We start from the raw sequence: 15461 nt of genomic DNA on the forward strand, positions 1-15461 counted from the left end.
ATGCCACGCATATATAAACTTTCGCGCACAGGACTTAAATTTTTATACAAAGTACGCTATCACAGAGGACATGGTATCCATTCTCCCTTTGTCTACAATCTGGTAACGAAGGTAATAGAAGAGAAGACGCCCTATCATGCCTACGAAGATATAAAGTTTGCACTGGAAGGTACACACAGGCATTATAGACTCAACAAAATCAATCGTTTTCTATTCAGGATGGTAAACTATTTCGGTGCAAAGAATATACTCGAAATAGGTTCAGGGTACGGTGTCAATACGCTTTGTCTGACAGCATCATCGGCCAACATAAGTTGTATATCTGTAGAAACGAACAGTTCTAAATATACGAAAGCTCAAGAATTGTACAAGCGGTGGGACAGAGACATAAACCTTCATACCGGGAAAGACCTGCCTGTACCGGAACAGAAGCAGGATTGCATATTTATCGACATGAATAATTATAATTTTTCTCATGTCGATTTAAACCAATACCTCTTAAACTTGTCTTATGAGAAAACCTTCATAATAGTGAAGGGTATAAGAACAAATAAACGCCATCAAGCGTTATGGAGAAGTATCATGGATATAGAGGGGCGCACAGCAGCTCTCGACCTGTTCAATATAGGTGTCTTATTTTTTGATACTAAGTTGTATAGGTGGAGTTACAAGATCAGTTTCTAAAAAGTATAAATGAATGAAGAAAAGTTTGATATATACAAAGACGGGCGATAAAGGAACTACTTCGTTGGTAGGTGGTACCCGTGTAGCCAAAGCTCACGTAAGGCTGGAAGCATATGGTACGACAGACGAGCTGAATTCTTTTGTCGGCTTTTTGAAAGAACAGGTCAGTGATGAACACGATCTGGAAACTTTGTCTTACATTCAGCATAAGCTATTTACCGTCGGCTCCTATCTGGCTACCGAAACAGAGGCCATCCCTCCCAAAGCCGCCAGCATTATTACCGATAAGGATATAGCATTACTTGAAAATGAAATGGACAAGATGGATAGTGAACTACCTCCTTTGCGCCAATTTGTACTGCCCGGAGGAAGTGAATCGGCATCAAGGGCACATCTCTGCCGTACGGTTTGCCGCAGAGCTGAGCGTTGCATATACAGGGTGAAGGAAGAATTTCCTGTCGACGATCATGTGCTAACGTTCGTAAATCGGCTCTCAGACTACTTTTTCTTACTGGCTAGGAAAGAGAGTAATAAGAACGGGAAAGAAATATTTTGGAATCAGACTTTGATATAAGAAATAATGTTATATTTTTGCGGAAAATATAACCAGACTTAAGCAAATAAATTAAACTTATATACTATGTATTGGACTTTAGAACTTGCATCGAAATTAGAAGATGCACCATGGCCTGCAACAAAGGAAGAGTTAATAGACTATGCTCAACGTTCGGGAGCTCCTTTAGAAGTAATCGAGAATTTACAGGAGATAGAGGATGAAGAGGAAATCTTTGATACCATCGAAGATATATGGCCCGATTATCCGAGTAAAGAGGACTTCTTCTTTAACGAAGACGAGTATTGACACTCAATTGTTGTAAAGGCTAACAATCAGAAAATATCTAGAAAGATCGGGACAATGGAAAGTTGTTCCGGTCTTTTTTGTCTATTCAAAGACTACTTTTTCTGTCAACTGAATATAGATAAAGATACAACAGCCTCTAAAATTCAGACCTTAACCCCGAATAATATTTACATGGCTTTCCTTCTTCCGATATTTTATATACTTTTGCAGTTTCTCTTAATTCGTTAGAAAACTATGTCACGAAAAGTAAGGGTGCGTTTTGCACCCAGTCCCACAGGGCCATTACATATAGGAGGTGTGCGTACAGCATTGTACAACTATCTGTTTGCCAGAAAACATAAAGGAGACTTCATCCTTCGTATCGAAGATACCGATTCGCAACGCTTCGTGCCAGGAGCAGAAGAATACATAATAGAAGCGCTTACATGGCTCGGACTTCAGTTCGATGAGGGCACGCATGTAGGAGGCAGCTACGGGCCCTATCGCCAGTCGGATCGTAAAGAGATATACAAAAAATATGTAGATCAGCTGCTCGATGCCGGAAAGGCATACATAGCATTCGATACCCCTCAGGAACTCGAAGCCAAACGCGCCGCCGTATCCAACTTTCAGTATGATGCTTCTACCCGCGACAGTATGCGCAATTCACTTACGCTGAGCAGCGAAGAAGTAACCTCGTTGATAGACGCAGGACAGCAGTATGTTGTCCGTTTCAAGATAGATGCCGATAAGGAAGTTATAGTAAACGATATTATTCGTGGCGAAGTAAAATACAACTCTTCCGTACTCGACGATAAAGTCCTGTACAAATCGGTAGACAGCCTTCCTACATACCACCTTGCCAACATTGTGGACGATCACCTGATGGAGATCACCCATGTTATACGTGGCGAAGAATGGCTGCCATCAGCGCCTTTGCATGTATTACTTTACCGAGCATTCGGATGGGAAGATACTATGCCGCAATTTGCACACCTTCCGCTACTGCTAAAACCAGAAGGAAATGGTAAACTAAGCAAGCGTGACGGAGACCGTCTCGGATTTCCTGTTTTCCCATTGGAATGGAAAGACCCTATTACAGGAGACATTTCTTCCGGCTATCGCGAAAGTGGTTATCTGCCCGAAGCTGTCATTAACTTCCTTGCTCTGTTAGGCTGGAATCCGGGCAACGATCAGGAAATAATGTCGATGGACGAACTTATCGAACTGTTTTCATTGGAGAAATGCAGCAAGAGCGGTGCTAAATTCGACTACGAAAAAGGAAAGTGGTTCAACCACCAATATATTCAACTACGACCAAATGCCGAGATCGCTAACATCTTCTATCCTATACTTGAAGAAAAGGGTGTCGATATGCCTCTCAGCTATGTAGAGACTGTTGTAGGATTGGTAAAAGAGCGTGTAAGCTTTGTAAAAGAGCTTTGGGATCAGTCTTCATTCTTTTTCATCGCTCCTGTTTCTTATGACGAAAAAGTGGTGAAAAAACGCTGGAAAGAAGAGTCGCCTGCACAAATAGCCGAGTTGATAGATGTAATCAAAGGTATTGGCGATTTCTCCTCTCACAATCAGGAAGAAGTAGTAAAAGGATGGATAGAGAATAAAGGCTATCATCTCGGAAACATTATGAATGCTTTTCGTCTGGCCATAGTAGGAGAGTCCAAAGGGCCGCATATGTTCGATATTACTGCTGCAATAGGTAAAGATGAAACCATCGCACGTCTCGAAAGAGCAATAAAAGAGATTAAACTATAGTAATGATATTTTTCTATAATCTGGCTATATTCTTGTACGGCTTTATCGTACGCATAATTTCTCCTTTCCACAAGAAAGCCAGAAAGATGATTGTCGGGCATAAGCAAACCTATAAGATACTCAGAGAGAAGGTTGACCCGCACGCCAGATATATCTGGTTCCATGCCGCTTCTCTCGGTGAATTCGAACAAGGGCGTCCTATAATAGAAGAAATAAAGAAGAAACATCCCGAATACAAAATATTGCTTACATTCTTTTCCCCGTCGGGATACGAGGTGCGTAAAGACTATGCTGAAGCGGATATTGTATGTTACCTGCCATTCGATAAGAAACGCAATGTAAAGAAGTTCCTCAAATTGGTACAGCCACAGATGGCAATCTTCATCAAATACGAATTCTGGTACAACTTTGTAAATCAGCTTCACAAGCGGGATATTCCTATCTATATGGTATCGGCTATATTCCGTCCGTCACAGGTCTTTTTCAAATGGTATGGCGGAGTTATGCGCAACCTGTTGAAATACTATAAGTGTATCTGTGTACAGGATGAAAACTCGGAGTCACTGCTAAAAGCAATAAACATAACAAATGTCAAAGTCTGTGGCGATACCCGCTTCGACAGGGTACTGGACATACAGAAGCAGGCTAAGCAATTACCTATAGTAGAATCGCTGGTAAAGAAAGCAGAAGCCGAAGGCGAAAAGATATTTATAGCCGGAAGTTCATGGCCTAAGGATGAAGACGTTATTATCCCGTATTTCAATATTACTACCGATCTGAAACTGATAATAGCACCACACGAGATAGGCGAAGCACATCTTAAATACATAGAAAGTAATCTTCAACGCCCTTATATACGTTACTCGCAGGCTATACCCGAAATGATGGCAGATTATGACTGCCTTATCATCGATTGCATCGGGTTGCTATCTTCCATCTACAAGTACGGACAGATAGCCTATATTGGCGGCGGATTTGGTGTGGGCATACACAATGTACTCGAAGCTGCCGTATATGATATTCCTGTCGTATTCGGGCCTAACTTTAAAAAATTCCGCGAAGCTCAGCAACTTTTCGAACAGGGTGGTGGCTATTCCGTATCCGACTACCAGTCTTTCAGAGGCCTGATGGACGAGTTCCTGCAATATGACAATACACGCATCGCTGCCGGAAAACATGCAGGAGATTATGTCAGGGCAAACAGTGGGGTAGTAGATCGGGTAATGGCTGTTTTGGAGCTTTAAATTTCCCCTTTCCCCCTCGTAAAAAGTCATATCCCATCGCTTTGACCTATCTTTTTACGAATCTAATCTCGCTGACGCAAACATATTGTTCGTGCTTTCTCAAAATACGATCTTTCTTCTTGCTGCGCAAACAAGGGTAAGGATACCGTCCACAATAATGACAGGAGTAGATTATAGAATCAATTGAAGTAAAGCTATTCGTTCTCAATTCGTCGAAAAAGATTCATAAAATCTTAAATCATGTGTAATCCTATTGTACTATTGTGTCAAAAATTGTATTTTTGACACTCAAACAAATTTCATGAAATCTTTCCTGCGGGTTATAACATTTCTTTTAGTACCCCTGCTGTTTGCCTGTCAACCTGTGCCAAAGATTGACGACAAGCTGGCAGAGAGCCGTAATTTAGTAAAAGAGAATCCCGACTCGGTATTGCACCTGCTTCAAAATCTGGAACCTCACTATCCCGAGATGACGGATAAGCAAAAGGCTGCATATGGTTTGTTGCTCTTTCAGGTGAAATACGCCTTAGGGATAGATGCAATGCCTGTGGAAAAGATAGATCATTCGATCAACTACTACAAAAAAAACAACGATAAAAAATCTCTCGCTAACAGTTACTTGTACAAAGCACGTATGTACACTACCAAGCGAAAATATCCCGAAGCAATACAGGAACTACTGGAAACCCTGAAATATATTGACCCCGACAAGGACATCAATATGTTTGGTTCGGTTTATTTCAATCTGGGACTAATATCGGGCTATCAGGGCGAACTGGAACAAGCTATCGAGTATTATAAACAAGCTAAGCAGTATTACGAAAAAAGCGGAAATACAGAGAATATTACCAAAATATATGTGGCAGAAGGATGGGTATATCAGGCAATGGAACACTTCGAAGATGCTATACTCGCTGCCCGGAAGGCACTGAATAGTAACCCAGCACCTATTACACAGGGAGATCTGCTGAGTAATATCGGAAATTCGTATATTTACATGCAAGAACCCGACTCGGCATTGTATTATCTGCACCAAAGTCTGGAATATCCATATCTGTCGACCAACCTGTCGCTCAGATTGTATAATATAGGCAATGTGTACACATCCATCGGGTCGTATGACTCGGCAAAAGTATATATAGAAAAAGCCTTGTCACACCCGATCAATATTTACATAGAAGAAGAATGTTATCAGGCACTCTCCAAAATTGCGATAGTAAAAAACGATAAGGAGAACCTATCCGTATATATGGCCAAACAACAGGCCTGTATGGATTCGATAAGGAAGATAGAAAAACAACCAAGTATAAAACTCTTTGACAAAATATACCGGTCAGAAGCCGAAGCATCCAAGATAAAGCAGCAGCAGATATATTTTATTGGCGGCATTATCGGGCTGATACTGGCGAGCACTCTTATCCTTCTTTGGATGTACAGGGGTAACAGAAAGAAACAAATAAAAGCCGACACTTACAAAAGTGAACTGGATAAACAGAATGTACTACTGGAACAAAAGCACGAACAACTGGAACAAAAACAGGAGTTACTATTGCTCGAATTTGCCGATGAATTGGAGCGTACCCGCACTAAATATGCTGAGATGCGCAAAAATGCTACATTCGAACAACGTATGCAGCTAGAAAAGGACGTTTACGACAATGTACTCCACATAAATGATGAAAAGGCATTCACCGAAAAGGCTAGCCGCCTGCTGAACGACCTGCCTAAGAAGCTGAAAGAGAATTATCCCGATATCACCGACAAGGAGATCATGTGGTGCTGCCTGTTTATGTTGCAACTGTCTACTACAGATATTTCTCTTATCATGGATTATAAGCAGAGCAGCCAGTACAAATTTAAGCAACGCCTGTGTAAAAAATTAGGATTCACTAACGCGAAAGATCTAGAACAGATGCTCCGCGAAAAAGTGCTGGGCTAAAAATTACCCTTCGTTTATCCGAACAACATATTACTCCCCGAGCCCCAATAAGAGGGATTTTTCGGCATGTCTCAATATTTCCATCTTATATCTCACAAAATACACTAAAAATAAGCGCCTTGCAATCGGGTAGTGTCTTAATCTAAAGACACCTGAAATTTGTCTCTCCTGCCTCAATAGAATAACTTTGCCCCTGCTAAAAAACTGTGATAGTTCCCATAAATATAAATAATACACTTTCTACTTTAATACAAGCACCGGCGGATACCGGATACACAAAACTATGCTCATATAACGGTATCCGCTTTTTTTTGATACCTATATATATAAGTAACAGTTTAAATTTGACCGAAAATATTTCATATAACTGTTTCTGATCATTCTTTGGCTCTTATTTTCATTCTTTCTTCTCTATTTTCTACTTTCCACTCTTGGTTTAGCCCGCTAAACCTGCGAATAAAAAGAAAAAAATATATTTGAAATAACACAAAATAAGATTGCCAATCAAATTTAAACAGTTACTTAAACATCCGCCATCTTCTTCAAGATACACCAAAAACAATTATATTTGCTTCGTAATGCCTATATTCGTGTTAGATAGCGCAATATAAAAGGAAATCATAGGCTGCATAAACACTTACTAACCAATGAAATAAAAAATATTTCAAAAAAATCGGAAGAATCTGTAACCGAACAGACACTTCTATAGTCATATATTCGTAAACAGATTATTAACACTAAAAAATAAACAGATTATGGAAGATATTTTAATTCCGATAATAGCGATCATATGTATATTCGCGCTTCCGGTTGTTGCAGGAGCATACGTATTGATAAAACTCATCGGGTCGAACAACAAAGAACGGATGGAACTGGCAAAACACGGGATAATACCTCCGGTAAGGCAAAAACCATCGCCCAACAAATACCGCTCGCTACGCAATGGCGTACTCTGCATCGGCATTGCCATCGGACTCATACTGGGTATTGTGATAATAACAGGACAATTCTTCGATTTCTATATCGAATTCCTGATCATCACCTCGTCCACTGTCCTTTGCCTAGGACTGGCATATGTGCTTTTTTACTTCATGGTGAAGAATAAAGACCTCGATAACAATATCGAATAATGGACGAAAAGCAACAGATACACAAGGTGCTGAAGGGAGACATGTCTGCCTTCGGCTACTTTGTCGATACATATCAGGATATGGCTATCACCATAGCTTATCGTATCTGTGGCAACAAGCAGGATGCAGAAGATATTGTGCAGAATGCTTTTGTAAAAGCTTTTCATAACTTGCATACATTCAGAGCCGACAGTAAGTTTTCCACATGGTTTTACCGTATTGTATATAATACAGCCATAACGGAAACCCGTACTTCGACATTCAACACCGAATTTGTAGACTATAAGGTGGCTGAGACAAATTCATATTCAGATATGGATACGATGAGCCAGATAGAGGAGAACGAGCGCAACAGGCTCATCAATGAGGCGATGGAGCAAATGCCTAAGGACGAAAGTGTAATGCTTACTCTGTATTATCTGGAAGATAATCCGGTAAAAGAAATAGCACTGATAACGAATCTTACCGAGTCGAATGTAAAAGTAAAGCTTCACAGAGCGCGGAAGCGATTTGCTGATATTATCGGCAATCAACTAAGAGTTTAAAAATATTTATATATATTTGAATATGAATAAGAACGAAACAAATATGCAGGATGATAAATTGAAAGAACTTCTTTCGGGCACCAAGATGAAAGCCGGAGAGAATCTCAAATATAGAATCATGCAGCAAATACAGACCGAACAGGCTTTGCAACAGAAGGCTCGGAAAGTAACACGTCCGGCTGTGGGAAATATGCTTTCCATCTTCGGAATTATGTATGCTCTGATCGCACTGGTTGGAGTGGGTACATATTTCGTTGTCGGTGAAAGTATGTTGAAGTCGGTAGCCTTCTTCCTGCCGATTATCCTCATTGCATCTGTTTGCGCGATGTTCTGGATGATCTCATCATACGATGATAACAGGCGAAACCGCCAAAAGGTAAAAGAATAGGTGTTTTTATATTAACCATATTTTTCTCAAAATATTTGGTAAAATAATATTATAGTTAAACAGGCAGGGAGTATTTCCCTGCCTGTTTTATTTGTAGCATCCCGATTGAAGACTTGAATCTTACACTGCTGCTTCCACTTTCTTCAAAAAGTTTTTGCGGTGTTCATCCGAACCGGATACAATATGTTCGCAGTTGAGCCATGTAGCATTATTAATTCCTACCGAATAGAGCATATTGGGGATAAAATAATCCTGTACGAATGGTTTGAAGTTATCACCCGGACTTTCCGAAGTAGTGATCACTGTAGATTTGCCAATGCTTAGTAGCGGAGTCCATCCATTAGTGTAATTGTAAGCAAAATCGAGTAACAATACCTTGTCGAAAAATCCTTTCAGAATGGCTGGCATCGTACCCCACCAGATAGGATATATGAAGATCATCTCATCTGAATTCTTCATCATTTCCTGATATTTTGTAACAAGCGGATCTACTGCTTTTCCCTTGCTGTATCCGGCAAGTTCGGCCTCCGAAAATGATGGATTAAAATTGTCTTTCGGCAAGTCTATAATCTGATATGCTTTGTTTTCCTTATCGAACTTAGCTGTGATAGTGTCTAATATAGCTTTGTTGAAGCTACCGTGCCATGGATGGCTGAATACGATTGTAACCATTTTTTATTCAAATTTTTATTAGTTATAACTGGAAGAGTAATTTACACAAGAAAAGACTTCCTGTCTGTTTACCCCGCTACACTTGCTTTTATACCTAGCGCCTCTACCCGCCGGCCTATTTCTTTTAATTTCTCCACAGGCACTTTTTCGAGGTTCTTTTCGGGCGTTTCCCTATCAATGGAATAGATCATCACCTCGCGCGGATTAGCCGCCTTAACGGCTTCTAACCATGCCGATATCTCTTCTTCTGTGGTGTTATCTACGATCTTGCCTTTATGACTGCCTTTTAAGAACATGGTCTGCATGATAAAATTACCATTGAAACGCTTGAAAAGTTCTATTTGTTTTTCGATACTATATTCCGGTGAATTGGGGCGATCTATCAATCGTACTGTATCCGGAATGGCAGAATCGAGTTTTAGTATGTTGTTATCTACTTTTGTTAAAGCATCAAATACTTTCTGCTTTCCGGCATGCATGGCGTTCGACAATACGCTGATCTTTGCATTCGGATAATACTTGTCACGCAAGACAATAGTATCATCAATAATTTCTGCAAACTGAGGATGTACAGTCGGTTCGCCGTTACCGGCAAAGGTGATCACATCTATCGGCGTACCTTCTTTTTGCAACTGTATCAGTTTGTCTTCCAGTGCTGCCCTCACATTTTCCCTGTCGGGCAGGCGTGTTTTTGTCCTGAAATCTTCGTTGTAACCACATTCGCAATAAATGCAGTCGAATGAACACAACTTGCCATCGTAAGGTAGCAGATTCATACCTAAAGATGAACCCAAACGACGGCTGTGTATGGGACCAAAAACTATTTCGTGAAACAATATTGTTGACATAATCTGTATATTTTTCTATTCTGTTTCGTATTCTATTCTGTTGGCTATAGAAGAAGAATAGCCTTCTCCTTTCCTGAATATTTTCAAGTCGTATTCGGCTCCACCCTCCTGATACAATGCCTTTATGGAAGCAATTATGGTATCATTCTTCAATGAAGCCGACCTTATGCTTTCTTGAGCCGTATCATCCCCTTTCAGGTAGAAATAGAATATCCGGTGCCTTTTTGCATAATAGTCATCGGCTCTCGGAGTTCCTATCTTATAGTATCTATCGCCATCCTTTATCAGAAGCGGATAATACTCATCGCAACCTGTAAGTCCGTCCTCATTAGATGCTCCGATCCGAAGAAAACCTATGCGAAATAGCTCCAGTTTTTTTCCTTTGGAATTTACGAATGTGAAAACACTTTGTTCATCTTTTTCGTAAACCTCAGTTCCATTTGCTATAAAATACTCATTACCATACTTTACTTTAAGAAAGTAGTCTGAAGAGCAGATATCGCCCTTGTCCATTCTTATCAATTTCTTCGTCCTTTGCAATATCTCTACAGGTGTAACCTCTTCCTCGTAGGGGAATGTTGTACACACCTTAAACCTGAAAGAGGAATCATAAGTGCCTATTTTAGATTTCAGTACGAACCCCTGTCTGACATACTTCTCCGAACCGGGCAATATATAGTCTGCATCTATCTCGTCAATTCCAATGAAACCCGTATATACAGAATCTGTGCGCAGACTATTTTCTATAGATTCAACAACCGCTTGTTGCTTTAGACTATCATCAATCTTTGTATAAATCCTTCCTTTCCACCGCATCGGGTTCTCTATATCATCCGAATTATCGAAAGTAAAATCAAATTCTGCTTTCAGAATATTTTTCTGCCATAAAGTCCGGTCTATCCGTATCCACCCGTTTTTACCGTTATAATACTTTATTCCTCCATCAGCTATACTATTCAACTCTATCGAGGGGATGCAATTATCTTCCGTAATCATAAAGCGTAAACTCGAGTGAGTAGATACTCCGCAAGCGGTATAGCAATAAACCGTATCGTTGCTGCTTCTGTGTGCATATGCAAAATCCGTACCATCCCATTCATAGCAATCGGCATCGCTTTCTATAGTATGATAGTAATGTGTGGTATCGAGTAATTGATAATATCGTTCGATGGAATCGGGTAAAATCCGGCCATCTGTATCACGCATACTGAACAGCACATCGTCGCATATCCCATCACAGACCAGTTCACCATAATCGTTACGAAAAACATTCTCGGGATAACTCCACCTTTCGGTAAAAGAGAAATCGCCTTGCAGATTGTCAACCCACTCTATCCTTACTCCTCTATCCATATTACAAGAGAGCAGCGCTAAAGAAAAGATTATAATAAAGAGTCTCATCATCTTATCCAACTGAAACCATACATAATATACATGATCACCAGATAGCGGACAAACTTACCTGTCAACATCGCCACATTCACTATATACACATTCGCGCGCATATAACCCAGAGCCAACGCAATAATATCTCCTACAACAGGCATAAAACTAAAAAATGCCATTATGGCACCTTTCCCTTCCAGCCAATGCTGCATCTTGTCTATTTTTGCTTTGTCTACCTTCAGATATTTTTCTATCCACTCTATTTTGCCCAGCCTGCCCAGATAATAGTTTGTCATACCGCCGAGCCAGTTGCCTATTGTTGCCACAATGACGCAACCCCACGCATTCATACCCATAGCCAGCAATCCGGCAAAAACAAATTCGGAGCCGAACGGCAGGATAGTAGCTGCAAGAAAGGAAGCCAGAAAAAGCCCGATATAGCCGTATTCTACAAAGCCGTCAAGCATTTTTCATACTCGTGTATAACCAGATACCGAAAATAACACCTATCACACAAAGACCGATGCCCAGTCTTTTAACCCATTTCTCCGTTTTCAGGCTGTCTTCGTCATACTTTGCCCCACGCATCAGCGTGCGCGGACTAAAGATCATGAACAGACCAAAAGCGAACATAAAAATAGCGTATAGATAATCGTAATTAGTGAACTTTAGCATTGTTGTTATCTTTAAATGTTTTTTTTCTTCTTTGTACAAATATATAAATACATAACGCAAAAACAGCCACAATGGTTATATACCAACTCACTTTTTGTAAAGTTGTTCCTGCATAATACACTTTTAGTTCGCCCGAATGATCGACCGGAATCTGTATCAACCCATGATGGCTTTGCTCTATGAGAACTTCTTTACCGTTGAGCTTTGCAATATATCCTTTATAGTAAAACAATGGTAGTTCCAAAGAATCTGCATTCTGAACCGTTATATCAGCGCTGAATATTTTTTCGTCTCTCCTTTGTCCTTTCACCTCAACCCCGTTATGCAAACTGATAATACTATCACCTCGCTCCTGTATAAAGTAAGCTGACTCTACACGCTCGGGCACATACTCGGCACCATTCAGATAAAAGAAGTTTCCGGGCGCAGGTGTAGCATTCGACTCTGTAATATATGTTTCCTGCATATACTTATAATTGTCGCTATGCATGTACAAGGTTACCACTGTACAAAGCACGATGAAAACGACAACAATCATCCGCTGCCTGTTTTTTGTAAATAGCTGCGACAGGTAGTAAGCCCCTGCAATAGCAAAAAAGAAAGTAACAAACAAAAACAAACGCGACGGATATTGTATAAAGGATAGCAGGGTAAAAGGAAACCGTCCCCAAGGGAAGATGCTGGAGGAGGCGATAAGGTAGAATACACCGATAAATACGCCTGTATCCACGCCTCTCAGTAGTTTGTTGTCACCTTTTATAAAAAAGCGTAACCAAACCAGAATGACCAGCAGGATGCCTATTCCCACTATCATTATATCTTTCGGGAAGACAAAACCACAAAGCAAAGCCCAGATGAAATACAGAGGGGTGAGCTTGGTGCGTGACGGTAGCGACCAGTCATTATCTTCGTATCTGAAAGTATTTGACTGTATCTGTTCCAGTAACGGGAAAATATAGGAAGATGTTATTGCTAGTGCGACTACCCCTACAAGAGCAAGGTAGAAAAACCGCTTCGGTTCTTTTACAAAATCTTTATAATAAACCGCAAGGAATATAAGAACTGTGATAAAGATCAGCACAGTAGATATAACGTGCGAAAAGATCATCAGGCTGAATCCGATGGCGATAATATACCATTTTCTGTAATCTCCTTTTATAATATAATAAAGTCCCCAGAAAATAAGTGGTAAAAACGTGAAGGCAAACACCTCACCCAAGGCTCCGCGATGATAAATATCAAAAAGCCTGTAGACCGAAAAAGTATAGAGAATAGCAGCAAGAAGAGCCACATACGGATTCTTAAAGACCGTTTTCACCATGCCATACATAAACAGCCCGCAAAGGATGGTCATTGTAAAAAGCATTACCTCATAGGCCGGATATGCTCCGGTGAAAACGCCCAGAATGGCAAAAGGCAGCAGAATAATATCGGAATAGAATACCTTGCTCAGATAGCCGTAGCCAAGTGCCGCCACGTAATCGGTATAGAAGGGGAAATTCCCTTCGCGCAAAGCAGTGATTAGCGCATCGAAACGTGTCAGGTGAAAATAGTAGTCGTAACCCGGATGCTCGTAGACAGGACCATATACTAGTGTCATAAATGCGGACAAAAGTACCAGTAGACCGAAAAACAAACGGAACTGTGATTTACTGTTATTTTCTATACCTGTCATTTCTGTATTTTAGGTTCTTTCTTCTTTCGCGATACAAATATATAAATACAAAATGCCAATGCACTAAGAAGTGTTATATACCAGCTGATTTTCTGCACCATAGTTCCTCTATAATAAACTTCTATTTTGCCTGATTCATCGGTGGGAACAGTCAGCAGCCCCCAATCGCTTTGCCCTATCGGAATATTTTTCCCATTCAAAGTGGCATTGTATCCCTTATAATAAAGCAGGGGTAATTCGAGTGCAGCAGGGCTGTCAACAATCACATCGAAACGGGTAATGCCTTCGCTTTTAACCAGATTGGATATGGCTACTGTAGCAGGCTGCGCCTTTATGCTGTCGCCCCGTTCGTGTATCAGGCGGTAAGACGGTACACTGGCTGGCATATATTCACGTCCACCCAGATAATACTCGTTGTCTACGGATGGTATTCCTGTAAACAATTCGGGAACAGCAGTCTTTGCCTGCGACTGCCAGTATATGTAGCTGTTGTTGGTGACAACGATCGTAATCACTGCGAAAAAGACGATAACCGCTCCTGCCGCCAGCTGTTGTTTTCTCGACTTGAGGATCAGCATCAGGTAATACGCTCCAGCAATAGCAAAGAAAAATATGACAAATTCATACAGCCGCCAGGGGAACTGTATAAAGCCCAATGGCAAACGTCCCCAAGGGAAGATAAAAGACATCACGATCATGTAAGCTATCCCGATCAAAGCGCATATATCGGCGATACGGATAAGAGACGATTTTTCGCGGATAAACAAGCGCAGAATAACAAGAATAATCAATAATGGGCCTGTACCACTCATATTGCTGCCCCACTGGTTAAATACTCCGCTAAGCATTCCCCATCCCATTTCCTTGATACTGAGCTTTGTCTGTCCTGTTATATTCACAGCATGGCTGTAATTGAATGTATTGGATGCCATCTGCTCAAACATTGGCAGAATATAGGACGCTGTTAGCAATACGGTAACCGCAGTTGCCAGTAATAAATAGCCGATACGCTTCGGCTCTTTTATAAGCGGTTTGTAACAAACGAGTACAACTATGGCAAGTGTAATGAATGTGAGGAAAGAGGACAACAGATGGGTATAAAGTAAAAGGGTATAACCGATAGCCAGTAAATACCATTTGCGGCTATCGCCTGCTATGATATGGTAAAGTCCCAGAAATATAAGCGGAAGAAAGGTAAAAGAGATAGATTCGCCTAATGCACCGCGATTGTACCAATCGAAAAGATGATATGCCGAGAAGGTATAGAGTATGGCACTGAACGATGCCATCATCCGGTTATCGAAAACGGTTTTTACAGCATGATACATAAACAGTCCGCATAGGAAAGTCAATGTAAAGATCATTACATTATAAGCTGCTACCGGCCCGATAAGCAAGCCTATCGCAGCAAAGGGCAGAAGCATAAGATCGGGATAGAAAGCTTTGGTAAAATAACCATACCCTTCCATAGCGTTGAAATCGAGGTAAATCGGATATTTACCAGCCTGCAATGCTTCCATCAGAACATTGAAACGCCTGAAATTGAAGAAATAATCGTGCCCTCCATATTCCGACACAGGCGCAAACCAGCACACCATGAACAGGGATAAGGTGAACAAAACAAACAGGAACAGCGGGTAATCATACCTGCTATCCTTCAT

At 40.8% G+C, this 15461-nt stretch carries 16 protein-coding genes; 9 read left to right on the forward strand and 7 right to left on the reverse strand.

Translation table 11 applies throughout. The features are described from left to right. From M2448_RS16065 to M2448_RS16105, 9 genes are all read left to right on the forward strand, one after another. A complete protein-coding gene (locus M2448_RS16065; RefSeq protein WP_280647242.1) occupies positions 1–684 on the forward strand; it encodes a class I SAM-dependent methyltransferase in 684 nt (227 codons plus the stop codon). 13 nt (positions 685–697) lie between these two features. Further along, a complete protein-coding gene (locus M2448_RS16070; RefSeq protein WP_280647241.1) occupies positions 698–1258 on the forward strand; it encodes a cob(I)yrinic acid a,c-diamide adenosyltransferase in 561 nt (186 codons plus the stop codon). A gap of 66 nt (positions 1259–1324) precedes the next feature. Beyond that, a complete protein-coding gene (locus M2448_RS16075; protein ID WP_280647240.1) occupies positions 1325–1546 on the forward strand; it encodes a DUF2795 domain-containing protein in 222 nt (73 codons plus the stop codon). A gap of 234 nt (positions 1547–1780) precedes the next feature. Beyond that, positions 1781–3298, forward strand: coding sequence for a glutamate--tRNA ligase (gene gltX / locus M2448_RS16080; protein WP_280647239.1), 1518 nt, complete (start codon positions 1781–1783; stop codon positions 3296–3298). Positions 3299–3300: 2 nt separating this feature from the next. Further along, positions 3301–4542 carry a glycosyltransferase N-terminal domain-containing protein gene (locus M2448_RS16085; protein WP_280647238.1) on the forward strand — a complete coding sequence of 414 codons (1242 nt, stop codon included), beginning with the start codon at positions 3301–3303 and terminating at the stop codon, positions 4540–4542. 301 nt (positions 4543–4843) lie between these two features. Continuing rightward, positions 4844–6481: a tetratricopeptide repeat protein gene (locus M2448_RS16090; protein ID WP_280647237.1), complete on the forward strand. Its 1638-nt coding sequence runs from the start codon at positions 4844–4846 to the stop codon at positions 6479–6481. A gap of 755 nt (positions 6482–7236) precedes the next feature. Continuing rightward, a complete protein-coding gene (locus M2448_RS16095) occupies positions 7237–7611 on the forward strand; it encodes a DUF6249 domain-containing protein (protein WP_280647236.1) in 375 nt (124 codons plus the stop codon). Continuing rightward, entirely contained in the window at positions 7611–8156 is a 546-nt protein-coding gene (locus M2448_RS16100; RefSeq protein ID WP_280647235.1) for a sigma-70 family RNA polymerase sigma factor, read from the forward strand. The genes M2448_RS16095 and M2448_RS16100 overlap by 1 nt, the downstream gene beginning before the upstream one ends. A 22-nt stretch (positions 8157–8178) precedes the next feature. Then, on the forward strand, positions 8179–8544 hold the full coding sequence (locus tag M2448_RS16105; RefSeq protein WP_280647234.1) for a hypothetical protein: 366 nt from the start codon (positions 8179–8181) through the stop codon (positions 8542–8544). Positions 8545–8664: 120 nt separating this feature from the next. On the opposite strand, the gene M2448_RS16110 is transcribed toward M2448_RS16105, so the two are convergent. The 7 genes from M2448_RS16110 to M2448_RS16140 all read right to left on the reverse strand — a co-directional run bounded on the left by M2448_RS16110 (position 8665) and on the right by M2448_RS16140 (position 15461). After that, positions 8665–9216: an NAD(P)H-dependent oxidoreductase gene (locus M2448_RS16110; protein ID WP_280647233.1), complete on the reverse strand. Its 552-nt coding sequence runs from the start codon at positions 9214–9216 to the stop codon at positions 8665–8667. A 68-nt stretch (positions 9217–9284) separates the two neighbouring features. Next, positions 9285–10064, reverse strand: a complete 780-nt coding sequence (locus M2448_RS16115) for a radical SAM protein (RefSeq protein ID WP_280647232.1) — start codon at positions 10062–10064, stop codon at positions 9285–9287. 15 nt (positions 10065–10079) lie between these two features. Continuing rightward, positions 10080–11417: a hypothetical protein gene (locus M2448_RS16120; RefSeq protein ID WP_280647231.1), complete on the reverse strand. Its 1338-nt coding sequence runs from the start codon at positions 11415–11417 to the stop codon at positions 10080–10082. A gap of 47 nt (positions 11418–11464) precedes the next feature. Continuing rightward, positions 11465–11917, reverse strand: a complete 453-nt coding sequence (locus tag M2448_RS16125) for a YqaA family protein (RefSeq protein WP_280647230.1) — start codon at positions 11915–11917, stop codon at positions 11465–11467. Beyond that, the gene (locus M2448_RS16130) at positions 11910–12125 is read right to left on the reverse strand and encodes a hypothetical protein (protein WP_280647229.1); all 216 of its coding nucleotides are present in this window, start codon (positions 12123–12125) and stop codon (positions 11910–11912) included. The genes M2448_RS16125 and M2448_RS16130 overlap by 8 nt, the downstream gene beginning before the upstream one ends. After that, positions 12109–13800, reverse strand: coding sequence for a YfhO family protein (locus tag M2448_RS16135; RefSeq protein ID WP_280647228.1), 1692 nt, complete (start codon positions 13798–13800; stop codon positions 12109–12111). The genes M2448_RS16130 and M2448_RS16135 overlap by 17 nt, the downstream gene beginning before the upstream one ends. Further along, the gene (locus M2448_RS16140; RefSeq protein WP_280647227.1) at positions 13797–15461 is read right to left on the reverse strand and encodes a YfhO family protein; all 1665 of its coding nucleotides are present in this window, start codon (positions 15459–15461) and stop codon (positions 13797–13799) included. The genes M2448_RS16135 and M2448_RS16140 overlap by 4 nt, the downstream gene beginning before the upstream one ends.

Origin of the sequence: Dysgonomonas sp. PF1-14 (assembly GCF_029892965.1) — a bacterium.
Taxonomy (GTDB): Bacteria; Bacteroidota; Bacteroidia; order Bacteroidales; family Dysgonomonadaceae; genus Dysgonomonas.